The organism is Pedobacter nutrimenti (assembly GCF_032678445.1).
GTDB lineage: Bacteria > Bacteroidota > Bacteroidia > Sphingobacteriales > Sphingobacteriaceae > Pedobacter > Pedobacter nutrimenti_A.
On sequence record NZ_JAVTSQ010000007.1, the window covers coordinates 180,599 to 205,685 of the forward strand.

Sequence of the window (25,087 nt, forward strand, 5' to 3'; positions counted from 1 at the left end):
CTAAACACTTTAATTTGCAGCGTAAAGATAAAACACAGTAACGACAATCCATGGGAACCGACTCAAAAGAAGAAAAGAAACAATTGCATCCCAGAAATAAACACCGGTCCAGATATGATTTTTCGCTTTTAGTGAAAAGTTGCCCGGATCTGCGGGACTTTGTTCTTGTAAACCCTTATGGAGATGAGTCCATTAATTTTGCTGATCCAAGTGCAGTTAAAATGTTGAACAAGGCCTTGCTTGCACAGTACTATAGAATAAAACATTGGGATATTCCGGAAAACTATCTTTGTCCGCCGATTCCCGGGCGTGCGGATTATATTCATTATCTGGCGGATCTGTTAGGAGAATCAAATAATGGAGTAATCCCCACAGGAAAATCAGTTAAAGTCTTGGATATAGGAACAGGTGCGAACTGTATTTACCCCATTATTGGACATCAGGAATATGGCTGGACCTTTGTAGGGTCTGATGTCGATCGGGGAGCGATACAATCTGCAGAAAATATTATTTCTGCCAATGAGGGCTTAAGAAATGCAATACAGATTCGTCTGCAGCGCGATCCCCGGTATATTTTTGAAGGAATTATAAAACCTGGGGAATCTTTTGATATGAGTTTGTGCAATCCACCCTTTCACGCTTCTGCAGCCGAAGCAGCTGAGGGAACGCAGCGTAAACTCCGTAATTTAGGTAAGCCGAAGAATGTACTTAATTTTGGAGGGCAGAACGTTGAGCTTTGGTGTAAAGGAGGGGAGTTGGGGTTTATCCGTACCATGATAGAGGAAAGTCTTAAATTTTCGGGACAGTGTAAATGGTTCACTACGCTTGTTTCGAAAAGTTCAAACCTTCCTTTTGTTTATGGCTATGCGGAAAAAGCAGGTGCATTACATATACGGACGGTGGAGATGGCGCAAGGTCAGAAAATCAGCCGTTTTGTTGCCTGGTCCTTTTAAGAACAGACTATTCCAATAGTAAAGCATCATCTTCGTCATCTGTGAGGTGTAACTGGATGCTGTCGGTTCCGGCAATACCTTCTACAGATCCCCGGATATGAGCTGCATTAAGAAGTACCTTTTCCAGTTGTTTTTCCCTCGCCTTCCACAGTCTTTCCATTGCATCGCGTTCTTTTTGGATAGAAAGCTTCATGCTCATAAATCCTTCCCTGATGGCTTTCCATTGTTCAGAAAATTCATTGCTGGTTAGGTAGTCATAAAGCATATGCATTTTATCTCCCCTGTTTTCCTGCGATTTATTTGCGGTAAATAATTTCACAATGCCATCTCTAAGCATGTAGGAAACTGCTTTTACTTCATCAAAGGAACAAATCCATACGCCATCCTTTTCTCCAAAGCAATCCATTCCCTTTGGATAGGCTTGTGTAACAATTACGGCCACATCAACGCCAACACTGCGCATATCCTTTTTTAGCTTTTCAATCCAATCCATGGAGAAGTCTTTTGTTCGTTTACTTTCATAAATGATCTTTCCGCATTCCTGCCCAAATTGATTGCGTATATGATGGATACAATCTGCACCCCTAACCCCTTTTCCTACTTCTGTAACCAGGTCAAATGGGAAAGCATTTCTAAGTAATTCTTCCAGGATAAGTTCCTGAACCTCACCTTGCAATTGCATAGAGCCTTGCTCTGCTTTACGTTTCATTTCTTCCGCAAGCTTTTTTTGATCATCCAGTTGTTTTTCGAGTTCTTTTACTCTAAGTTGATGTTCTGTATCCTTAAGTGTGCTTTTTTCAGCCTCCTGTTTACGGATTTGTTCTACAAGCTCTGCACGCTGTTCCTGAAGTTTGCGTTGCATCTGAAGTTCGAGTTCTTCTTCTTTATTTTTGATTTCCTGCTCCCTTTTTAAGAATTCCAACTCTTTCGACCGTGCAAGTTTTAGTTTTTCTTCCTGTTCTTTATTTGCATTATCAAGTAACTGAAGTCTGTTCTCGAAATCCCCGGCAATTGTTTTTCGCAGATTTTCCTCCAGCGTTTCCTGAAGCTGTTTCTTTTCATTGGCCAACTGCTCTTCAAAAAGCTTTGACTGTTGTTTTTCTCTCTGCTCAAAAGTTTGTTCCAACTGCTTTTGCTGCTGTGTAAACTCTAGTTGCTTTTGCTTAAATTCTTCTTCCTTTTGTTTGGTAAAGGACATCATTTTTTCCCGAAGATCTTTTTTATATTCTTCAGCCATGACTTCCTCTATAGGGAAGGAATGGGAACAATTAGGGCATTTTATTTCTGTTGACATAATTTTTTATTGGTTATTTGGCTACAAATAAACTGTCTGCAAACTTAACTGAAACATTTCGGGCCTCCTGGTCATCTATGGATACCTGAAGAGAGCCATCGAAGGAAACTTTTTCAATTACAGTGATTTTTGTTCCAATACTGATACCCAATCGCTTCAGGTATTGTAAAAATACAACAGATGTATCTTTTACTGCAACAACCCGGCAACTTTCTCCGATTTTAAGATCCGAAAGAATCATTTTAACAGTAGGGGGCATGTCGCCATTTGCCTTTGGAATAGGATCGCCGTGAGGATCAAATTCAGGATAACCCAGAAAATCTTCGAGTTTACTGACCAGTTTCTCTGATTGAATATGTTCCAGCTGTTCAGCTACCTCATGGACCTCATCCCAGCTAAAATCCAGTTTTTGATACAAAAAGGTTTCCCAAAGCCGATGCTTTCTTAGAATGATCAAGGCGTTGTTTTTTCCAATTTCTGTTAATGAAATTTTACCATAACGCTCATAATCAACTAATCCCTTTTCCTTCAGTTTTTTGAACATGTCAGTAGCTGTAGCGGGTTTAACGCCTAGGTAAGCAGCCATTTCGTTTGTGCCAGCTTCAGGTTTTCCTTCACATTGACTGCATATTTTAAACAGTGCTTTCAGGTAATTCTCTTCAGTATAAGATAACATCATACAAATATAAAGCAATATATGTCAAAGTTTATTTGTTAGATTAATCTAACTTAATTAGTTTTGCTGATATAATGATTTAATTTTAGACTTGCTTAAAACAACTTTATGAATGTTGAAAAATGTACCGCTTATAAAAAATATTACCTGCTGGTCCCCTTATTCTTTACTGTTATCTGTTCCTTTGCTCAAACAGATACAAGTCAGGTTAAAGTTTCTAATTTAAATGAGGTTGTTGTAACTGGGGTTAGTCGGGGAACAGTTTTAAGAAAGAGCCCGGTGCCTATTGTTGTACTCTCCAAGAGGGCGATGGATCAAAATACAAACAACAACCTAATAGATGCTATTGTTAAAGGTGTGCCGGGTGTGAGTGCGGTAACCACCGGACCAAATATTTCTAAACCCTTTATACGGGGCTTAGGTTATAACCGGGTACTTACGTTGTATGATGGCTTGCGCCAGGAAGGACAGCAGTGGGGAGATGAGCATGGCATTGAAATTGACCAATATGGGATTTCAAGAGTGGAAGTTGTTAAAGGGCCTGCAAGCCTGACCTATGGCTCTGATGCTGTTGCAGGTGTGATCAATATGATTCCGGAACGACCAGTATTTCTGGAGGGCTTGTTAAAGGGTGATTTTACACAGGATTATCATACCAATAATGGGATGTTTGCGAGTTCCCTGGGGCTGGGCTATGTTAAAAATGACTGGACATACGCATTTAGGGCAACAGGCAAATTTGCGCATAATTATCACAACAAGGTTGATGGTTGGGTATACGGGACAGGATTCCGGGAATATAATTTATCAGGAAGTGCCAGGTTGGACAAAAAATGGGGATTTAGTAAAATTGCAGCAAATGTCTATGATAATCTTCAGGAAATTCCAGATGGGAGTCGGGACTCCTTGAGCAGAAAATTCACCTATCAAGTAATTGATAATGGGGATGATATTAAACACCGGCCTCTGGTGCCCGAAAATTTACTGAAAAGTTATTCAATTGTTCCACTGCATCAGCACATACAGCATTATCGGCTTTACAACACCAGTCAGATCAATCTTGGGGAAGGGAGCCTGTCTGTTTTGCTGGGTGGACAACAGAGCATCAGACGGGAATATAATCATCCAACCTTACCCGGGCAGGCAGGACTTTATGTGGTTTTAAATACACTTAATTTTGATGTGAAATATAATTTCCCAGCAATTAAAGGCTGGGAGAGTTCTGTAGGGTTGAGCGGAATGTATCAAGGCAACAGGAGCAAAGATGCTACAGATTTTCCTATTCCAGATTACAATCTCTTTGATTTGGGTGGATTCTTATTTGTAAAAAAGACATTTGGAAAAATAGACCTATCAGGAGGGCTTAGATTTGATCATCGTCATATCAGCTGGAATGACTTTTATGTCGGGAAAAATCCTGCCAATGGCTTCCAAAAGCGGGCAACAGGAGTGGAGATCGTTCAGGCTAATCTGCAATTTCCGGCCTTTGCTCATGCTTATAAAGGTCTTTCAGGAAGTATTGGGTTGACCTATAATATCACGGACCGCTTGCTGGTTAAAGCCAATATTGCCAGGGGCTACAGGGCGCCCAATATCACTGAAATCGGATCGAATGGGCTAGATCCAGGTGCTCATATTGTTTATCTGGGCGATAGGAATTTCGTTCCGGAATTTAATTTACAGGAAGATCTGGGCTTTATTGCCTATCTCAAGGATTTGGACTTCAGTTTTGAAGTATTTAATAATCACATTCAGAATTATATTTACCAGGCCAGGTTAACCGATAAAAACGGAAATCCTGTTGTTATTGTTCCTGGTAATTTAACTTATCAGTATCAACAGTCAAAAGCCAGGTTGTATGGACTGGAAACGACGTTGAATATCCATCCTGATCAATTAAAATGGTTTAGTTTTAACAACAGTCTTTCTTATGTGACCGGTCAAACCCATGGAGCGTATTTGCCTTTACTTCCTCCCTTACATATCCGGTCAGAACTTAAATTTACCGGACTAAAAAGAAAAGGGAGGATTCAAGAGCCTTATTTTAAAATAGAACTGGATAGATATGCGGATCAAAATCGATTTTATTCACTTGATGATACGGAGACCTTTACCAGAGGGTATACCCTTTTTAATGCGGGTATCGGGGCTGTATTCAAAACAAAGAAAAATAGAAAACTTTTTGATCTGTTTATTCAGGGCGAGAACTTGTTTAACCTGGCCTATCAGTCCCATTTAAACAGACTTAAGTATTTTGAATATTATAGTGCTTCTTCTGATGGAAGATCGGGTATTTATAACATTGGAAGAAATTTGAGCTTTAAGGTCATTGTTCCTATCTGATGGACAACAGTTATTAGAAATCCATAACCAAAATCATTAAATATTTTATTGTTGGTTTTGGTTATGGATCATGTTCTATTGGCTTAGATCTTCATAAGAAAATGGATCTTATTGCGTTTTTAAGGTGGATTTTACAATATTTTGTGGCCGATAATTTGATATTGCTCTTTGGTCAAAGTTTTGCTTTTTGCAATATATTTTTTTTTACGGCATAATATATTTTTGCATTGCGTTGCAGTATGTTTAACTTCGGTGTATAAATAAGAATCGATAATAAGATCAATATGAATAGAATTGGGCTAAGAATAAGAAGCTTAAGGCAAAAGATAGAAAACAGCCAAGAGCAGATCGCAAAAAAATTAGGAATTTCTATTCCTGCTTTTTCTAAAATGGAGACCGGTATTACAGATATTAATGTTTCAAGAATTTTCCAGATCGCAGAATTATTTAAAGTAAAACCTTCTTTTTTCTTTGAAGATGATGACAAAGGTGGGCATATAGATACAGACAAGTTGGAGCTTGTGGAGCAAATACAACAAAAGACCTCTACAATTGTAGATCTGCAGGCTAAACTTATTCAATGCTTTGAAGAAATTGAGGAACTGAAAAAAAATTCTAAATAGTTTTTTGTGTTTTATATTGTGGTGGAAAGCATAGTTTTTGTGTTTTGTAAATGACTTAGACTGGTGTTTTATTTAGCTGGAATATGTTAACTTTAAACCATGATTTACCAGTCAACCTACCAGGCCGCAAAGATAATTGCTCCCAAAGTGGAAGCTATATTCGCACAGCATTTATCTGCTGCAAAGGAAAGTGGAGAGGAAGATCTTGCCCCATTACCTGTTGCTCATCTGGTAGAACATATTATTGATGCCACCTTCTGGGCCAGCCTTCGTAAAGAAGAAGGACATTCGCCTAAGATCTCTTTAGCTTTTTTGCCACCGGAACAGGCGGGTAATCCTCTGCTGTTTAAATATAATCTTCCTTTAAACCCAGGTACACTAACAAAGATTGCGCCGGGTGTTGAACGCGCTGGTATTCATTTGGGCATTTGGTATGATGGGGAAGAGTTGTATGTATGGGGTACAACTTTAAGTATTCCAAATTTTTGCTTTGTATTGGATGTGTCTGAACCAGGTTTGCTCGTGATTAAACACAGAAGGATCTATGGTTTTGGAAAATATACAAATATTGCAGTTTTGAAAGGGGAGCAGATTAAGATCGTAGACAATTCCTCTCCGAGGTCTCATGATTGGCCAACAATGTTACTTTCCTTATTAGATTTAACTGCTCCATCCTATTGGAATGATTCGGTTAATGTGCTGATCCAGATTGCCGTTTCTATGCGTTCGCATCAACGGGGAGGAACACTCCTGGTCGTACCATCTGAACATAATAACTGGCTTCAGTCTATTGTAAAGCCCATTCAATATGGCGTTCAGCCGTCATTTCGTGGCCTGTCTAAGTTACTCATGCAAGACAGGAAAGAGGCGAGTCAAATCTTTTGGCAAACTGCTCTGAAAAGGGAAGTGGAGCACTTGTCTGGGCTTACTGCAATCGATGGAGCAACAGTTGTGAACGACAAGTATGAATTGTTGGCATTCGGAGCAAAAATCGGGCGTGCCAAGGGAAAAGAGAGTGTGGAAGAATTGTCTTTTAGTGAGCCTATAGTAGGAGGAGGTGCGGTGGTGATGCATGCCTCTAAGGTTGGGGGAACGAGGCACCTTTCTGCTGCGCAGTTCATTCATGATCAGCGTGATGCAATTGCTCTGGTGGCGTCACAAGATGGACATTTTACGATTTATACCTGGTCTTCGCAATATAACAGGCTGCAGGCTCATCGTATAGATACGCTGTTGTTGTAGGCGCGGTTTCATAAAAAAAGCGTACAGAAAATATGCACGCTAAAAAATTAACTAATGTTATTTTAAATCCTAGGAAAAGATGATTGCACCAATAATCACCAGTGCAAAAAGAGTTGCTATCACGACTCTATCAACAGTTACCCATTGTTCGTGAGTAAGCTTTTTTCCTTCTGCCCTTTCTCTTTTTTCCGTTCTGGTCCTGGCCAAATGTGGAAAAACAGGATTTAATTTCATGATCATAAGTAGATATTAATGATGTACTTATGAAAGACAAAGTGCAGGCCAAGATTTCAAAATAATGTTAAAATGTTAATAACTTTAATTTTGTGTGGAAAATATTTTGATTTCCAATGTTTTAGACTCTTATAAGGGCTTTAATTAAAGTTTGGGATCTATGGATTTCACTATTCTGGTAGATTTTCTAAGTTTACTGTTCTTTTTTCCATATAAAAAATGGATAGCTAGTCCCACTGTGAGCCAAACCAGTAACCATCATGGCCAGCCCGGTTAATATGGTGAGAATTGCTGTAATAGGTGTCTATATAAATTTAATTGATGTAGTAAAACATAATTATTAAAATTATATACATGTAAATCAGTCGTTTATATAATTATTTTAATTTTATATAGTACTATGTATTGCATATTACTATATAAAACATATATCTTTGTTATATGATAGCAGAAAATACGCAAACACAAATGCGAAAGGGCATACTAGAGTACTGTGTGCTGCTTATAATATCAAGAGGAGAGATTTATGCTTCTGATATTATCGCCGAGTTAAAATCGGCTAAATTACTGGTAGTTGAGGGTACGCTCTATCCACTGCTCACCCGTTTAAAGAACAACGGTCTTCTGAGTTATAATTGGGTAGAATCCACTTCGGGACCACCCCGCAAATATTATGTCCTTACCGAGGAGGGGCGGGGCATGGTAAAACAGCTGGATACCACTTGGCAGGAACTTTCTTACGCAATTGAAACCTCTAAACAAACAAATAAATGAAACGCACACTGAACATAAATATTGGGAATTCTCTTATTCATATAGAAGAGGATGCCTACGAGCTTTTAACAGGCTACCTCAATGAAATTAAAGCGCATTTTGCAAAGAGTGCAGATGACTTTGAAATCGTAACAGATATAGAAAACAGAATTGCGGAGATGTTTCGTGAAATATTGACCGACCAACAGAAAGCAGCCATTAACACCAGCGATGTGCAAACCATTATTGCACAGATGGGAACTGTACGTGATTTTCAGTCCTCTGAAGAGGAAGAAGAAAAGGCTTTTGTGCCTCCTTATTCTGCAGGCATAAAACGTCTCTACAGAGATACTGAACAAGGAATGGTTGCGGGTGTTTGTGCTGGATTGGGGCACTATTTGAATATTGAAGACCGTTGGATTCGTTTGTTCGCACTTCTTTCTGTACTTGTGGGAGGCGCCGGTATTCTGGCTTATTTCGTGATGTGGATTATCGTTCCCCGTGCCCAGACCAGGTCTGAAAAAATGTATATGAAAGGTGAGGCTATTAATCTTCAGGGCTTTATTAGAAACTTTCAGGATGAAATGGAAAATAATCAACTCATTAAAAGATCAGGAACCTTTATCACGGAATTCATTGATGTGTTGGGAAAGTTTATTTCAGGAACCGGAAAAACTATATTTAAATTTGTAGCAGGAACAATTATTCTGATGTCTGGAATCATGCTGTTGGGTTTGATTGTGGTACTGGCTATTTTTCTTGGCGTATGGGACGCTGGCGCGAATGAGATCTTTCCTTTAAGTATGGTAGATCAGGCATACCAATCTACGTTATTGTTTGCTGCGTTCATCTTTTTTGCGGTGCCACTGCTTGCACTACTTCTATTCTCTGCCCGTGTTGCTTTTTCTTCCCGGCCGGTGAATAAGGCAGTTTCTTTTAGTCTGCTGATTGTATGGCTGCTGGGTACTGCGACTGGTATTTTTTATATCGCGAAAGTAACGGCTGATTTTAAAGAAGAGGCTGAATTTACTCAGACAAGCCCGCTAAAACCATATGCAACGTATACCCTGGCATTGGATAAGTCCCGTTTTTTTTCCAAAGAAGACAGTGTGCGCTACCAGATCAATTCGGACAGTTATAGGGGAAGGATCATTGTAGATCATAATGATGGCCCTTTTCAACGTCCTGTTGATGTCCGGATCAGGATTGAAAGAAGCATGGATGGAAAATTTGCTGTGGTTCAAAACTTCAGTGCCCATGGAAGGTCTTTCGATATTGCGCTAAAGAATGCGCAAAGTATTCATTATGATTTTTTACAGCAGGATTCGGTGCTTAATTTCAGCCCTAAATTATACCTGACCAAAAATAATTACTGGCGTAACCAGGAAGTGAATATAACCGTTAAAGTTCCTGTTGGAACTAAATTGATATTGAACAAAGATCTTGATCGGTATCTGGAAGATTACAGATCCTGGAACTGCGATCAGGAAGGAGAAGATAACAGGGATTTTGCAGAATGGGTAATGACAGAAGATGGATTAAAATGTCAAAACGAAATTAACGGGGAGCATCATTAATGATCCTCCCCGGAAATATTATTTAACCGTATAGCGGTAGATAAAACGGCCAGGGTTTCCGTTTTTGTCTAAGCCTTCCACTACGGCTTTATAAGTACCCTTACCCTCGGCGTTAAAGAATTCAAAGGATACTGCGCCGGTTGTGGCATCTGTGATCACCCTCGGATTCCAGTAAATTGTTGTTCTCAGGTCTTTCATGTTGATGTTCTCTGCAGTATATCTTGGCGAATAGAACTCACGTTGCTTGCTGTAACCTTTGGCGTTCACAGTAATCACATTGTTCTGAGGTAAAAGCTTTTTGATCTCTTCAAGACTCATCTTCTTCACCTTCTTCGCTTTTTTTATGTTAATGGAAATTACGCCATTAGAATTATACATCCGGTTAACCGTACCCAATTCGTCTTTAGTGAAAATTTCAATGGATTCCAGCTCCGCCATATTTACAGAAGAAAGTGCATAAACATCTACCGGCATTCCCGCCAGGAATATTTGTACAGGGGTTTTGTTTCCAGCATTAAAATCTCGTGTTACATAGAAATTATTGGTGTTGGTATCCCAGGTTAATCCCATAGCCATACTCTTAAGGCAAGTCAACAGGTCGTTACAGCCCTGGAAACGATCTGCTTCTAACAGGTGGTCAGGCATCATACTTAATCCGGAAAGGGCAGAATAGTCAGAATGGCTTACCTTTTTTATTGGAGCCGCAGTGATTTTAACCTCTTTCAGTTGCCTTAAGTAACTGTATTGTTTTTTGCTGTTATTCAGGTAGTTGTTTAATGTGCTGTCAATGTTCATCACCTCATCAGCACCATTTCTGTTGATGCCAATTGCAGGTGCAGGTTCCTGGTCTACCATAATCATGAGGTTGCTCCCGTTGGCACCATATTTGGCACTAATTACTACTTGTGAAGAATCCGGAAAGTTCAGGTTCTGAAAATTAAATACGCCAGTGGGATTGGTAAAGGCTTCGGCTGAGAAAGTTCTGCCAGGTATCGTTAAACGTAAGCCCGCCTTCTTTACCGGCATACCTGTACGATCTCTCAACGTTCCTGTGATGTTCATTCCCTGTTCAGGAAGGTAACTCACCTGAGGATATTTTCCTGCGAGAATTTCTTTATAATCAAAACGGCGATAGCCCTGTGTAAGCATTAAAATGTCAAGATCTGCTAGCTTTTTGTCATTGGTTTTATTGAAATAATAATTCGGTTTTTCCAGGTAGCCTTTCAAATCCGAGCTCAGTAAGAGTGAACTGAAAATGGACGTTTCATTATCCTCATCAAAAGGAACTTTCTGCTCATCAGTCACGGAAACAGAAAAATTTCCTGCCAGTTTTTCCGTTGCATTTTTAGCTGTTATGGTCATTTTAACCTTTTGTCTCGGTTTGTAAGCTGGTAGATCTGTTTGCGCAGAAAGATTCAGAGCATCCTGGTGCAGGATAAAAGCAATCCTTTCGCTTACCGGTTCACCAGTGGCAGCAAACAAGGTAATTTGTACAATACCTGAAGGGAACTTTGCTTTAGGTATTTTAGCTACTGTAACCTGGTTTTGCAAAACCGTTTGGGCGGCGTAATAAATTACTCCGGCATTTTGGCCTACAATAAACAAGTTTTTGTCTTTATTTTGTTGAAAATAGGTGTCGTTAGCAACAATTTTAAGATTGATGTTGTCTGCAGCTGCATTATTGATCTGGAGCGTTATGCCGGAGGCTGCAGATTTTGGAAGTTCAACCGTCTTGCTGCTCCCGTCCTTGAAGGAAATATTAGCTTTATAGGTTTTACCAGCATCTGCATTGACATAGAATGAGCCCATTCCCAAGTGAGAGGAGGTTAAAGTAGTGATCTGATTCCCGTCGTTATCTACAATAGTTCCAGTAAGATTTACACCCAGGCCATTGGGGTTAACTGCCTTAAATGCGACTTGGGTTGGTATGCCTGATATCAGTTCACCTCCCTCTGGAAAAAACTGGACATCATTGTCTCCACTTTTAGGCTTTAGCTCAAAAGTAGAGGTTAAGCTTTCTTTGTCTCCGGTATTGATATCTGTAATTAAGTTCCCGGTTTTGATGACCTGGTTTTTCTTTGGACTCAAATTGATGTTCAGTACTCCATTCTGATCTGTTGTACCCTTGCCCTTTAGAATCACATCGTAATCGGATGTTACCTTCCAGTTTACCGTTTTGTTGGCGTAGGGTAACTTATCTGGATTTTTATATTGAATGCGGGCATTGATCACCTGTTGATCTTTGGTAGAAGTCGCTGAAGTATAGGTGAAATGTGTCAACAGTTGTTTATCAACAGCTTCTCCAATTGGAATATTCTTAGTAAAGAAATAAGCGGGGTCAAAGTTCAGCATCCATACTGTATATGCCCTCACATAATAGTTACCTTGTTTAAAATTCAAAGGATCCAGTGGAATATTACCGTAGGCAACGCTGTTTGTCACGGGAAATTTTAAAGAGGCTACCAGTGAATCTTTACTGCTCATGACATCCACATAAACTACTTTACTTAGAGGCGAAGGAAGGTTCTGTTCGGAGGTAAGATAAGCTTTAAACCATATGGTGTCTACCACACTGTAATATGGCTTGTCGAAATGAAGGTATACTTTTTCTACAGGATACAATTCAGGCAGCTTGCCCGTTTTCTTTATAATATTATTTAAGATCGTGGTGTCCTTCTGAGAAAATGCCGAAAAGTGTACACTAACTATGGCAAGCATCAAAGCAGCAACAAATTTTAAATACTTCATGAATATAAATTAACAAATTAATTAGGCTAATATATTCATTTATGCGCTTAGCTCGTTCATGTCACACGCTGTTTAACATAATTTGACATTTTATGATATAATATTTTTACATGCAGGCAAAAAAAAGAGGTAGAAACCTAGATCTCTACCTCCTGATATAAACTGGGAATCTCTTATTTGAACTCCATAACGAAATCCTCCAATGGAGTACGGACCTTCTTCAGGTTAACCAGCCAATCTCCGCTATCATCTCTATAACCTAAAGGCAATAAAGTTGTGCTGCGCAGATTCTGAGCCGAAAGACCTAAAACCTCATCCAGTTGTTTAGGATCAAAGCCTTCCATTGGTGTAGCATCAACCTTTAAGAGTGCAGCCTCAGCAATGGCAACACCAAAACCGATATAAGCCTGCTTAGCAGCATGATGGAAATTTTCTTCTGCAGATTTTGCGGTATACAAAGAAATAATCCTGTCCTCATAGTCTTTTGTGGCATCAGCCGGAAGGCTACGTTGTGCGTTGGTGTGTGAAAATACCGACCTGATTTTTTCCGGGGTATAATTGTCCCAAGCTGCAAAAACAAGAAGGTGTGAGCAGTCAATGATCTGTTGTTGACCGAAAGCAATCGTTGAGATTTTTTCCTTTAACTCCTGGTTGGTAACCACAATTACTTTAAAAGGTTGCAAACCAGAGGAAGTCGGGGCTAGCCTTGCCGCTTCAACAATCTGGTCTACTTTTTCCTGAGGTACTTTTGTACCATTCATCTTTTTTGTGGCATATCGCCAATTTAATGCTTCAATTAAGCTCATATCTTTATTCTTTTTGAACAATTTAATCTGTTATATATAATAGGTATATCAAAAATAACAGTGTTAGCAAATGTAAGTATGTTATTTAGTGTAAAACAAAAAGTAATTTGTTTTTGACTTTTAAATGAAAATTGTTTCTTTATTATGCATGCATATTATTATATTAGCTTAAACATATTGTATGGATGAATTGTTAGGAGATTATAATTAATCTAATACACACAAAAACCTATATTTTAAACAACTAACCAAATATCATGAAAAAGATTCTACTCAGTTTTCTAATGGCAATACCTGCTTGGGGATTTTCCCAATCTTTCCAGGTGAACCTTCAGGGACAAAAGCAAACAGCAATGGGCGGTGCGGGTACCGGAGTTGCTATGGACGAAGCTTCGGTATTTTTCAATCCGGGTGCTGTTTCCTTTCTTAAACAAAATGGTGTTCAGGGTGGGGTTAACGGTATTATGCTGAAGACTGCTTTTAGCCAGACAGGTTCAAATTTAACAGAACATAACCAAAACAAATTACCTACGCCTTTTGCAGCATATGCTGTTTTTGGTTCGCCTGAAAATAGATTAAGATTTGGTATAGGTGTTTATACGCCATTTGGAGGTGCAATGCATTGGGATCCTAATTGGACAGGTAAATATGCAGTAACTTCGCTTGATCTTCAAGCTATTTATATACAGCCAACTGTAAGTTTAAAGATCAGTGATAATATTGGTATAGGTGGTGGTTTAGTCTATTCGTTAGGTAAGGTAGACCTTCAGCGAGCAATCCCAATTACCCTCAATAATGGAGAGTCTTCTACAGCTCAACTGAAAGGAACTTCCAAAGATTTTGGTTGGAATGCGGGTATTTATGTGAAGACTCTTTCCGGGATCTCCATCGGTCTTACCCACAGATCTAAAGTAAATGCAACGGTAAAAGATGGAGATGCGAACTTTAATATTCCTGATGCACTAAGGTCTACTTTTCCAACTAAATTCAATGCCACCTTGCCGCTGCCAGCAACCAGTACACTTGGTTTTGGTTTCTATCCTTCGGAGAAAACAACCATTGCTCTGGATATAAACTGGGTGCAATGGCATGTTTATAAAGACCTTTCTTTTGATTACGATAATAATGCCAGAATTCCAGATACGCATTCCCCGCGGAACTATAAAGATGCGGCTACTTTTAGACTGGGTATTGAGAATAAAGCGAATTCTTTTCTGGCTTTAAGAGCGGGTATTGGTTATGCATTAACACCAGTGAGCGATGGGTACGTGACGCCGGAGGTTCCGGATGCCAATCGTTTATTACTAAGCGCAGGTATAGGGCTTAAACCTTCTGAAAGATTCGGTGTGGATTTCTCTTTCTTGTATGAGAATGTAATTGCAAGGAGCGGAACCAATATTGAGACAGGATTAAGCGGTACTTTTAAGACCGTAGCTTATATTCCTGGTGTAGCATTATCCTATAAATTTTAATCCCAAAGAGAAAGATCATGAAATCACAATATTTTTATAAAAGTGTCTTAGCCCTGGCTATTCTTGGCTTAGCGTCTTGTAAGCCTTCCGCTGAATCTGTAAATACGGTTGTTCCCAATAAAGGGAATGCAGATTTTTCCCGATACATAGCTGTCGGAAATTCCCTTACCTCCGGATATGCTGATGGCGGTTTATATCTGGATGGCCAGAAAAATTCCTTTCCATTAATGATTGCCGAGCAAATGAAGACGGTTGGCGGGGGTAGTTTCAGTACACCCTTCTTTCAGGACGGCCAGGCAGATGGATCGGGTTATAAATACATTACTGGATTTAATGCAGATGGTACACCAAAAATTGCAGACCAGAATACCCATACTGCGGTAAGGGGTCAAGTTACCATTCCGGGATTTGGTCCTGTAACACTGTTTACTAAATATACCGGCGACCTGAACAACTACGGTGTACCAGGAATTAAACTGGCACATATTACCTATGCGCCTTATGGGAACTTAAATGGCTTCTATGAACGTCTTCTGCCAGGTAATGCAGGTACAAACAATACTAAATATCTAGATTTTGTAACGGCTAAACCCTTTACTTTTTTCAGTATGTGGTTGGGCAACAATGATATTTTAGGTTACGCAACCGGAGGAGGTGTTGGTGATGTTCCAACTCCAAAAGGTGATTTTGCAGCACTGTATAATCTTGCAGTGTCTACGCTGAAAAAAGGAGGTACAGGAGGTGCCGGAGCAAAGGGTGTTGTTGCAACCATTCCTGATGTTACCGCCACAGCCTATTTTAGAACGGTTACCCTTGCCTCTATATTAGCTACTGTTCATGCTTCTCCGGGTGGGGCTGCAGTGGAGAATATTTATATTCAGCCTGTAAGCGGTCCAGCCAGGCCGGCAACTGCGGCAGATCTGTTCATCTTGCCTTTAGGTTCTGCCGGTTTAATTGGAAAAGCTGATCCGAAGGGTCCTTATGGTCTTTCTCCTTATAATCCGATAGAAAACCAATATGTTTTGGATAAAGATGAAGTGGCCATTGTTAATGATTATGTCGCTTCTTATAATGCAACGATCAGATCTGTTGCGGCAGCCAACGATCTGGCGATTATGGATGCGAACGCGATGCTTAAAGAATATGGATCTGGTAAAGTGGTTAACGGAGCAGTGGTTAGTGGTGCATACATCACTGGTAATTTGTTTTCTTTAGATGGAGTTCACTTAACCCCTATGGGTTATGCAATAACTGCAAATGGTTTTATAAATGCTATCAATGCCAAATATGGATCAAGTATTCCTATTGTAGACGTTACGAAATACAGAGGGGTTAAATTTCCATAACCCCGACTTTCTAACAAGAAAACCCTGCAAGAGAAATCTTGCAGGGTTTTCTTGTTATTAGCCTTATCATAAAGCCATCTTATTCAAGTTATAGTATAACCAGGTGCATGGTAAATCTAGCTATATATACGCTGTAATTTATAAGGATTTTACAGGGACTCTATAGGGACTTAATAGGGGGTTGATAGGGGTAAAATCCCTATTAATGCTTTTTTAAATCCCTATATATCATGATTATATATTGACTAAATTATACTGTCAATATATTGTAATCTAAACATTGTCCTATGGCGACATTTAAATGAGGATTTCCAGGGCTCTTTAAAGGATAAATAGGCAAGGTTGTTGCGCTGAATTTAATGGCCAGTATGGAATGCTGGGAATTGGCAATGGAAAAGCTTCATTTAGGAACGGGAATAAGTATCTTTTATATTCTTGCTAAGATGAAGGGTTTCTTTTTTTGCCTTTGAGTTAGAGGATACTATTTTGATTTTATAAAAATGTTGATAACTTAAATTATTTATTTATAGGGTGTTGATTTTTGTTTTATTATAAATTCGATATTTATTAACAATTGTTTTTTAGTTTTATATCGAATTTGAAATAAAAGAAATTACTATGTCAACACCTTATATACCTTGTCTGGACCTTGGGTCTTATATCAATGGAACAGAAGAGCAGCGTAAAAAGTTTTCCGATGAACTGGGAAGGGCTTTTAACGATTCAGGTTTTGTAACGATCACTAACCATGGGGTAAGTCAGGAACTGATTGATCAGCTCTATGAAAACATCAAAGCCATGTTTGCATTATCTCCTGAACAAAAAAGGAAATATGAAAAACCAGAACTGGCTGGTCAGAGAGGTTATACCAGTCCGGGTAAAGAAACGGCAAAGGGTGCTAAAACTGCGGATTTAAAGGAGTTCTGGCAAATTGGACAGGAAGTGACTGATGGCGACGCTATCAAAAGTGAGTATCCGGATAATGAATATCTGGAAGAACTTCCTGCGTTTAATACGGTAACACGTGAGATTTATCAGAAACTGGAAAGTAATGGGAAGCATCTCTTAAGAGCGATCTCTACCTATTTGGGTTTGCCAATAGATTATTTTGATCAGTATGTGCACAATGGGAATTCTATTCTAAGGGGTATTCATTATTTTCCCATTGAAAATCCAGAGGCAATTCCTGATGATGCAGTTCGTGCAGGTGCTCACGAGGATATCAACCTGATTACCCTTTTGATAGGTGCAAGTGCAGATGGGCTTGAAGTTTTAACAAGAAGTAATGAGTGGCTGCCAATTAAAGCGCATCACTCGGATATCGTGGTGAACGTTGGTGATATGCTGCAGCGTTTAACGAATAATAAATTGCGATCTACTACACACCGGGTAGTGAACCCGCCACGCGAACTGATGAAAACCTCCCGTTTCTCTGTTCCTTTCTTTTTGCATCCAAGATCAACGATGGACCTCACGAGTTTAACTTCGTGTATCGATGCAGAATATCCAAAGCTTTATACGGATATGACTGCAGGAGAATACCTTGATGAAAGACTGAGGGAAATCGGATTGAAGAAATAGAATAAAACCCAAAAAAGATAAAAGACGAACAGGAGGAATTTCTCTTATTCGCCTTTTATCTTTTTTGGGTTTTATTCTTATATCGGAGATCCTAATTTTTGCTGATCTTAATCTCCATGGTTTTCGTTTCCGTGCCGTTCACCACAGCATACATCTCCATTAGCATATTGCTGTCGTCGATAAACTTCATCACCTCACGGATATTCATGTCTTTTCCTGTACCAGGATCTACAGAAGTGCCCTTAAAAGTAATTGATTTGGAGGCGTCGTCCCAGGTGCCTTCCATATACATTAATCCTGTTCCAAAATTATCTATCCAGGAACTTATAAAGATTTTCTTTGCATTGTCATAGGCTAAAAGTCCCATTCCTTCAAAGGGCATTCCCATCATGTTGCCTTTGTGAACCGACTGTTGGTATCGCCCTCCCAGAATCATTGTGTTTATGCAAGTTGCTTTGCTTTTAGTGGGCGGGGCACCTGGCGTCATCCACATAGTGATGTCCTCCTTCCAGTTCCCATCACTTTTAGCGATCATTTTGTGAACATCTCCAGGAGTCATATAAGCTTGCCAGGCCTTCATGGAGGCATCATCCTGGGCTTGTACCTGAAAGGTAACGGTAACCAATAGGATTACCGCAACAATACATGTTAATCTTTTCATTGTTTTAGATAATTAAGTTTTGTTATGATCTAATATACATAAAAAAGAATGTATTTTACTGTAAATGAGTGTGTTTGTGTAATCTGTTTTACATCAAATTTTACTTTTGTCGATCGCTTTGTTGATCACATCTTGTATTCTTCCTCTGATCTTCAATCTGCTTAAGGTTTCTGTTACTCCTGGGTTTACACGGTTTGATAAAAATACATATACTAATCCCCTGGATGGGTCTACCCATACGCAGGTCCCGGTATAACCTGTATGTCCGTAGGTTTGAGGAGACGCTAATTCAGAAGGGTAGTGCTTTGACAGGTCTGGATCCCATCTGTCAAATCCAAGGCCTCTTCTGCTCACATTAGACTGTTTTGCAGTGAACATATCTACGATTTCTGGTTTGAAATATTGAACACCTCCATAGCTGCCTTTGTTCAGCAGCATCTGATACATGATGGCCATATCATTCGAACTTGCAAATAAGCCTGCATGGCCCGATACACCACCAGCCAATGCTGCGCCTTGGTCATGTACATATCCAACAAGTAAAGTTTTTCTGAAATAAGAGTCATTCTCTGTTGGTATAATCAGGTCTTTAGAGAAGCGGTTGCGGGGTAGAAAGCCTGCAGTCTGCATTCCAAGGGGTTCATAGAAGTTTTCTGCGACGTATTTGTTTAAAGGCTCGCCACAAATGCGCTCTACAATATCTTTCATCACATACATGCTGATGTCACTATAAACATAAGAGCCACGTGTTTTAATTGGTGCATTCAGCATTTTGGGCCACATCACATCTTTAAAATAATCTTTGCGGACATAGTAGCCATCTGCCACTTTCGTGGGGAACATTGCTGAAGAATCGGTGCTGTGGTCGGTGGGTTTTATATAGTCATGAAAGGGTATGTAAGGAATAAAACCAGCCTGATGGAGCATGACCTCTCTCACCTGGATCGGATTCATTGCTGTTGCTCTGGCTTTCGGGATATAGGCTCCGATATTGGTGTCTAATTTCAACTTGTTTTGTTCGTACAAGCGCATTACTGCAGGTGTTGTTGCGGTAATTTTGGTCACCGAGGCCAGATCAAAAATGTCAGATGTTTTGTCTGGCAGTGCATTGCTGTCGTAAGTGTGTTTGCCGTAGGCTTTGTTGAAAATGACTTTGCCATCTTTGGCTACCATCACAACCAGTCCTGGAGTTGCCCTGGCGTTGATGGCTTCAGCAGCGATACTATTGATCTCTGAAAGATCATCTGCATTGACGCCGGCATCTTCTGGAAGAGTGTACTTCAATCTTGTTGCTGTTGTTGAATAGCCCGATCCTGTTGTGTATTTTCCTGAATAAGTAAAAGAAAGTTTATTGTTCAGTGGGATACCTCCAAAAATCATTTGTGGTGCAATGGCTGCTGCGCCGATATCCTTTTGAGCAGTCCACAATAGGGGTGCTGTAGTATTGTCAAAGGAGCGTAAGCTATTGCCATCACCAAAAAGTGAAATCACCACCTGCTTGTTTTTACTCAGTTGGTTGATGAAATTCAGATAGCGTGGGTTTGAGGCATCCTGATCTGTAATCGAAACTAATATAGTGTTGAAATATTTAAGGTCGTCTTCAAGATCATTTAGCGTTGAGGCGTCCTTGTAACTGTCGGCCGAAAATGAGGTGATTTTTGCATATTTATTCAGTAAACTGTCTACAATATTTTGGTAGTTAAAGCCCAGATTAACAGAGGCAATGTTCTTTTTTTCGAGAGAGATTAGTGGAATGCTATTTTGTTGGTTGTTGAGCAAAACCGCGCTTCTGATAATGGTATTTGCATTTGCGAGTAAAGCTTCATTTTTTTTGTGTTCCTGGGCGCAGGCGCTCAAAGCAGAGCCTGCGAAAAGATAAAGACATAATGTTTTGAGCAGTTTTTTCGTTCTAAGGTAGTTTCTGTTCATTTGGATGGGGGCTAAGACAGGTTGTTTTTGAAAGTAGATGAGCATAAAGATATAAAAATCAAATACTGACTTCGTCATTTAACATTCAATTATAAGAAAAGAGATCAGTTTAAGGCTTATTTTCGCTAAATTAGCAACCTTTACCGGAGAATATAAATGTCAGATATTATACAGCTTTTACCCGATAGCGTTGCCAATCAGATTGCAGCAGGAGAGGTGGTTCAACGCCCCTCATCGGCCGTAAAAGAATTGATGGAGAACGCCATAGATGCAGGGGCAAACAAAATACAACTTATACTGAAAGATGCAGGAAAAGCATTGATCCAGGTTATTGATAATGGATGCGGGATGACTGTAGCCGATGCAAGAATGTGCTTTGAACGGCATGCGACCTCTAAAGTGCGCAAAGCTGAAGATCTTTTTGCAATACGCACCATGGGGTTCAGAGGAGAAGCTATGGCGTCTATTGCCGCCATTGCGCAGATAGAAATGAAAACCCGCAGGCATGAGGATGAAATTGGTACCTTGATCGAGATTGAAGGGTCTTCAATTGTTAAACAGGAGCCGGTGGCTTGTTCAGAGGGGACCAGCATCAGTGTCAAGAATCTATTCTTTAATACACCTGCCAGACGGAACTTTTTAAAGAGTAATCCTGCGGAGATGCGTCATATTCTGGATGAATTTCAGCGGGTTTCCCTGGCCAATCCCGGCATCGCTTTTAGCTTGCACCATGATGGTGCAGAGATATACCGTTTGCCGGTATCTGCGTTAAAACAACGGATCATTCACCTGTTTGGAAACAATTATAATGAGAGACTGATCCCGGTGGAGGAGGAAACCTCCATCATCAACCTTAAAGGGTATATTGGTAAACCGCAATTCGCAAAGAAAACAAGAGGAGAACAATTCTTTTTTGTAAACAACCGGTTTATCAAAGATGGATATCTTAATCATGCCATCAATAAAGCTTATCAGGATTTGCTGCCGGAGGAGAATTTTCCGCTGTATGTATTGTTCATTGATATAGACCCTGCTAAGATTGATGTCAATGTCCATCCAACAAAAACGGAGATTAAATACCTGGAAGAAAAATCTGTTTATGCCATCATACATTCTGCAGTAAAACGTTCCCTTGGAAAATTTAACATTAGTCCGACCATAGATTTTGATCAGGAAACAGGCTTTAGTGGTATGATTACACCTAAAGCCCCTGAAGATATCGTTCCGCCAACCATTAGTTTTAATCCGGAATTTAATCCATTTAAGGAAGATAAAGTTTCAGAAAGATCTGTGTCTTCTTATTCCGGGTCCTCTTTTTCAGGGGCAGGGGGTTACGAATCCAGAGCCGCCAGTACAAAAAACTGGGGTTCTTTATACGAAATAGCCAATCATACACCGGCGGAGCAGGTTAAAATTGAACTGTCCGGGGTATCAGAAATAGAAGAGAACTATGCGCCGCTCCAGAAACAATTGATGCAGGTGCATAACCGTTATATTGTTTCACAGATCAAATCAGGGTTAATGGTCATTGATCAGCAGGCTGCACATGAGAGAATCCTTTATGAGCGGTTTCTTGTTCATCTGGAAGACCGGAAAGGCGCCTCGCAGCAAAGTTTGTTTCCGCAAACAGTAACCTTAAGCCCTAATGATTACGAGCTTGCTAAAAGCCTGCTCGAAGACATTAAAAGCCTGGGTTTTGAGGTTCGGGAATTCGGAAAAAACACCCTGGTGATTGAGGGAATTCCGGTTGATCTGGGAAGCAGCAATATTAACGAGACGCAGCTTTTTGAGCATTTGATCGAAGGATTTAAAAATTCACAGCAGGAATTACGGCTGGATAAAAGGGATGCACTGGCTCGCAGTATGGCCAGGAACAGTGCGATTAAAAGCGGAACGAGTTTGAGCCAGGAAGAAATGAATATGCTGATTGAACAACTGTTTGCCTGCAAAATGCCTAACTTTAGTATTGGCGGAAAACCGGTAATACAAACCATTACGTTAACGGATCTTGATAAGAAATTTGAGAAATAAACAATGAATAATATTCATATACCACCCATAGTTAAAAACCTGCTGATCATTAATGTGTTGTTTTTTGCGGCAACTTATGTGATGCAAAGTAAGGGGATTGACTTATCTACCTATCTCGGCGCTTTTTACTTTGATTCCTCCTATTTTAGGATATGGCAGCTGATAACCTATATGTTTATGCATGGCGGTTTTACCCATATTCTGTTCAATATGTTTGCGCTGTTTATGTTTGGCGGTATATTGGAAACCCGTTGGGGAGCGAAACGATTCATTAATTTCTACCTGATCACAGGCCTTGGTGCTGTAGCCTTACAAATGGGTGTGCAAGCCTATGAGGTCTATCAAATTACAGGGTCAGTTGTTCACAATCCTGTGCATATAGACTGGGCTACCCAGATGGCCTCTGTAGGCGTTCCGGGGATTTCCGAAGCCGATAAAAATACATTGATCGGTATCTATGGATTTCCCATGGTGGGCGCATCGGGTGCTATTTTTGGCCTGCTTGTTGCTTTTGGTATGCTGTATCCAAATACGGAACTATATATTATGTTTATTCCAATACCAGTAAAAGCAAAATATATTGTTCCTGTTTATATACTGATAGAATTATCTCTGGGCGTAGCACGTGTACCTGGAGATTCTGTTGCACATTATGCCCACCTGGGAGGAGCACTTCTGGGTTTCATTCTTGTTAAACTCTGGAAAGATAAAAATACATTTTACGACTACTATGAATAGTACTCTTTTTGAAGAATTGAAGTTTAAGGTGTTTAAATCAGGTAACCCTATCTTTTTCTATGTAGGGATCAATACCCTGATCTTTGTGGTCATGGCGCTGATTGGTGTGGTGATCTTTTTATCCGGCAACCCGTCATTGGCGCTAGATGGACTCGTGAGAGAATATCTAGCTTTTCCGGCTTCTTTAGAAAGACTTCCATTACGGTTTTATACCGTGATCACGTATCAGTTTTTTCATGAAGGTTTTCTACATCTGCTGTTCAATATGCTTTGGCTTTATTGGATGGGGCAGATTTTTCTCGACTTTATGAAACCCCGTCAGTTTCATTTTATCTATTTATCGGGTGGAATTGCCGGTGCGTTATTTTTCTGCGCTGCCTTTCATATTTTCCCCGTATTTGCGGCGAATATTTCATCAGCAACAGTAATTGGTTCATCTGCTTCCGTAATGGCTATTATTGTGGCCTCAGCTACATTGGTGCCCGATTATACGATACGTTTGTTTCTGATCGGAGATGTTAAACTTAAATACCTCGCGCTTGCTTATATTGTCCTGGATCTGATTGGTGTGGCCTCTGTAAATGCAGGTGGTAGCTTTGCGCATCTGGGGGGAGCTTTGCTGGGCTTTGTATACATTAAAGCATTGCAGAATGGAAAAGACTGGAGCAATTTATTTAAGAAAAAATCCAAACTTAAGGTAGTTAGAAACGAAGGCTTTAAACGAAATGCAGGTTCCAAAGAAAATACTGTTGCCCAGCATGAGATTGATGCGATTTTGGATAAGATATCTAAAACAGGTTATGATAAGCTGAGTAAGGAAGAAAAAGATACCTTATTTAAAGCCAGCAAACATTAGTGGATGAAAAAAAAGAAAGCCACATTTCTGGATAAACTGGTACGCATTACGGCGTTGTTCCTTGCAGTCTCCCTTCTTCTGGGCTGTATTGCAGGTAATGTAGATCCAAGAGCGAACAGACTCATCCCTTTTTTTGGGCTGGCTTATCCCTTTCTGTTGCTGCTCAATTTGTTTATGATCATCTGGTGGTGTCTTCGCCGCCGCTGGACCTTTGTCCTGCTTACCCTGGGTGTTATTCTTTTAGGATGGCGCGCACTTACCGCAACCATTAGTATTTCTGGCGAACGTGGAGAGGGACCTAAATCCAATGCAGATCTGGTGCGTATGATGACTTACAACGTGCATAGCTTTAAGCCTTTTGATTCTGGTAATGTCGAGTCTGTAAAAGAAAAGATGCTGCAGGTTGTAAAAAAGGAAAATCCGGATATTATGTGTTTCCAGGAATATTACACCCGAAAAAAAGGCAACTACGCTATTACCGATAGTTTAAAAGCTATGCTCAATACGCCGTATTATTACTTCCTTCCTTCTTCCAAAAACGATTACGAGGCAATGGGCCTGGCTATATTTTCCAAATATCCAATTAAAGACAAAGGCAATATCGTTTTTGATGCGAATCATGGCGGGAATGCAAGTATCTATGTGGACGTTGAAGTCAATCATAAAATGCTGAGGGTCTATAATGTGCACCTGCAGTCTATTTCTTTCGATAAGCAGGACTATCAGTACCTGGATAAAGTAACCAAGAAGATGGATGCGGAAATTGTACCTTCAAAAAGAATTTTGAGTATGCTAAATACGGCCTTTCTGAAAAGAAGTGCTCAGGTAGATATCATGAAAGCAAGCATGAAAACCTGTAAAATCCCCTTCTTAATTGCCGGGGATTTTAATGATACCCCCGCATCTTATGCAGTGACGCAGTTGACGGCCTCACTCCATAAAACATTTGAAAAGAAAGGAAGAGGCCTTGGTCGTACTTATAATGGTAAATTTCCTAATTTCCAGATCGATTATATTGCAGTGACCAAAGATATTGAGGTCATCAACCATAAGATCATTGAGGCCCGTTTATCTGATCATTTCCCGGTTAGAAGTGATTTGAGATTAAGCCCCTAATTTTTTTAACTTTGCACAAATAATTAATCCGCAATTAAGGCCATAGGAAACATCATGAGTTTGTACTCAAAAAATCAAATGAACCGAACTTGCGAGCTCTTGAACAAA

General features: G+C 39.9%; 20 protein-coding genes. 13 read left to right on the forward strand and 7 right to left on the reverse strand.

From position 1 onward, the window contains the following. Window positions 1-50 precede the first annotated feature (50 nt). Window positions 51-953 (forward strand): 23S rRNA (adenine(1618)-N(6))-methyltransferase RlmF, encoded by a 903-nt coding sequence (rlmF, locus tag R2S08_RS14185; RefSeq protein WP_316835795.1) that lies wholly within the window; start codon window positions 51-53, stop codon window positions 951-953. 7 nt (window positions 954-960) lie between these two features. Here the strand turns inward: rlmF and R2S08_RS14190 are convergent, their stop codons facing one another. Then, window positions 961-2,247, reverse strand: a complete 1,287-nt coding sequence (locus R2S08_RS14190; RefSeq protein ID WP_166644123.1) for a DUF2130 domain-containing protein — start codon at window positions 2,245-2,247, stop codon at window positions 961-963. A 13-nt stretch (window positions 2,248-2,260) separates the two neighbouring features. Continuing rightward, a complete protein-coding gene (locus tag R2S08_RS14195; protein WP_316835796.1) occupies window positions 2,261-2,926 on the reverse strand; it encodes a metal-dependent transcriptional regulator in 666 nt (221 codons plus the stop codon). 105 nt (window positions 2,927-3,031) lie between these two features. On the opposite strand from R2S08_RS14195, the gene R2S08_RS14200 reads away from it, so the two are divergent. The 3 genes from R2S08_RS14200 to R2S08_RS14210 all read left to right on the forward strand — a co-directional run bounded on the left by R2S08_RS14200 (window position 3,032) and on the right by R2S08_RS14210 (window position 7,131). Continuing rightward, window positions 3,032-5,266: a TonB-dependent receptor gene (locus tag R2S08_RS14200; RefSeq protein ID WP_316835797.1), complete on the forward strand. Its 2,235-nt coding sequence runs from the start codon at window positions 3,032-3,034 to the stop codon at window positions 5,264-5,266. A 284-nt stretch (window positions 5,267-5,550) separates the two neighbouring features. Further along, complete coding sequence (locus R2S08_RS14205; RefSeq protein ID WP_316835798.1) at window positions 5,551-5,889, forward strand: helix-turn-helix transcriptional regulator; 339 nt, start codon at window positions 5,551-5,553, stop codon at window positions 5,887-5,889. A gap of 99 nt (window positions 5,890-5,988) precedes the next feature. After that, window positions 5,989-7,131, forward strand: a complete 1,143-nt coding sequence (locus tag R2S08_RS14210) for a putative sensor domain DACNV-containing protein (RefSeq protein WP_108553979.1) — start codon at window positions 5,989-5,991, stop codon at window positions 7,129-7,131. A gap of 69 nt (window positions 7,132-7,200) precedes the next feature. Here R2S08_RS14210 and R2S08_RS14215 read toward each other — a convergent pair whose 3' ends face one another. Further along, complete coding sequence (locus tag R2S08_RS14215; protein WP_316835799.1) at window positions 7,201-7,371, reverse strand: hypothetical protein; 171 nt, start codon at window positions 7,369-7,371, stop codon at window positions 7,201-7,203. A 435-nt stretch (window positions 7,372-7,806) separates the two neighbouring features. On the opposite strand from R2S08_RS14215, the gene R2S08_RS14220 reads away from it, so the two are divergent. Next, complete coding sequence (locus R2S08_RS14220) at window positions 7,807-8,139, forward strand: PadR family transcriptional regulator (RefSeq protein WP_133783331.1); 333 nt, start codon at window positions 7,807-7,809, stop codon at window positions 8,137-8,139. Then, window positions 8,136-9,695 (forward strand): PspC domain-containing protein, encoded by a 1,560-nt coding sequence (locus tag R2S08_RS14225; protein WP_316835800.1) that lies wholly within the window; start codon window positions 8,136-8,138, stop codon window positions 9,693-9,695. The genes R2S08_RS14220 and R2S08_RS14225 overlap by 4 nt, the downstream gene beginning before the upstream one ends. 18 nt (window positions 9,696-9,713) lie before the next feature. Here the strand turns inward: R2S08_RS14225 and R2S08_RS14230 are convergent, their stop codons facing one another. Together R2S08_RS14230 and R2S08_RS14235 are read right to left on the reverse strand one after the other, a co-directional pair. Continuing rightward, entirely contained in the window at window positions 9,714-12,443 is a 2,730-nt protein-coding gene (locus R2S08_RS14230; protein WP_316835801.1) for a carboxypeptidase-like regulatory domain-containing protein, read from the reverse strand. 173 nt (window positions 12,444-12,616) lie between these two features. Next, window positions 12,617-13,249 carry an NAD(P)H-dependent oxidoreductase gene (locus R2S08_RS14235; protein ID WP_316835802.1) on the reverse strand — a complete coding sequence of 211 codons (633 nt, stop codon included), beginning with the start codon at window positions 13,247-13,249 and terminating at the stop codon, window positions 12,617-12,619. A gap of 257 nt (window positions 13,250-13,506) precedes the next feature. On the opposite strand from R2S08_RS14235, the gene R2S08_RS14240 reads away from it, so the two are divergent. The 3 genes from R2S08_RS14240 to R2S08_RS14250 all read left to right on the forward strand — a co-directional run bounded on the left by R2S08_RS14240 (window position 13,507) and on the right by R2S08_RS14250 (window position 17,648). Next, a complete protein-coding gene (locus R2S08_RS14240; RefSeq protein ID WP_316835803.1) occupies window positions 13,507-14,721 on the forward strand; it encodes an OmpP1/FadL family transporter in 1,215 nt (404 codons plus the stop codon). Between the two features lie 17 nt (window positions 14,722-14,738). Then, window positions 14,739-16,067, forward strand: a complete 1,329-nt coding sequence (locus R2S08_RS14245) for a G-D-S-L family lipolytic protein (RefSeq protein WP_316835804.1) — start codon at window positions 14,739-14,741, stop codon at window positions 16,065-16,067. A gap of 618 nt (window positions 16,068-16,685) precedes the next feature. Next, entirely contained in the window at window positions 16,686-17,648 is a 963-nt protein-coding gene (locus tag R2S08_RS14250) for an isopenicillin N synthase family dioxygenase (protein WP_316835805.1), read from the forward strand. Between the two features lie 91 nt (window positions 17,649-17,739). Here R2S08_RS14250 and R2S08_RS14255 read toward each other — a convergent pair whose 3' ends face one another. Then, a complete protein-coding gene (locus R2S08_RS14255; protein WP_316835806.1) occupies window positions 17,740-18,309 on the reverse strand; it encodes a DUF1579 domain-containing protein in 570 nt (189 codons plus the stop codon). Between the two features lie 93 nt (window positions 18,310-18,402). Further along, window positions 18,403-20,238 (reverse strand): serine hydrolase domain-containing protein, encoded by a 1,836-nt coding sequence (locus R2S08_RS14260; RefSeq protein WP_316835807.1) that lies wholly within the window; start codon window positions 20,236-20,238, stop codon window positions 18,403-18,405. A gap of 156 nt (window positions 20,239-20,394) precedes the next feature. Here R2S08_RS14260 and mutL point away from each other — a divergent pair, with 156 nt between their 5' ends. Genes mutL through R2S08_RS14280 form a run of 4 tightly spaced genes read left to right on the forward strand, consistent with a single transcriptional unit; the run spans window position 20,395 to window position 24,979 of the window. Next, window positions 20,395-22,269, forward strand: coding sequence for a DNA mismatch repair endonuclease MutL (gene mutL / locus R2S08_RS14265; RefSeq protein ID WP_316835808.1), 1,875 nt, complete (start codon window positions 20,395-20,397; stop codon window positions 22,267-22,269). Between the two features lie 3 nt (window positions 22,270-22,272). Further along, entirely contained in the window at window positions 22,273-23,007 is a 735-nt protein-coding gene (locus R2S08_RS14270; protein WP_316835809.1) for a rhomboid family intramembrane serine protease, read from the forward strand. Next, window positions 23,000-23,863: a rhomboid family intramembrane serine protease gene (locus R2S08_RS14275; RefSeq protein ID WP_316835810.1), complete on the forward strand. Its 864-nt coding sequence runs from the start codon at window positions 23,000-23,002 to the stop codon at window positions 23,861-23,863. Before R2S08_RS14270 ends, R2S08_RS14275 begins: the two co-directional genes overlap by 8 nt. A gap of 3 nt (window positions 23,864-23,866) precedes the next feature. Beyond that, window positions 23,867-24,979: an endonuclease/exonuclease/phosphatase family protein gene (locus R2S08_RS14280; RefSeq protein WP_316835811.1), complete on the forward strand. Its 1,113-nt coding sequence runs from the start codon at window positions 23,867-23,869 to the stop codon at window positions 24,977-24,979. Window positions 24,980-25,087 lie beyond the last annotated feature (108 nt).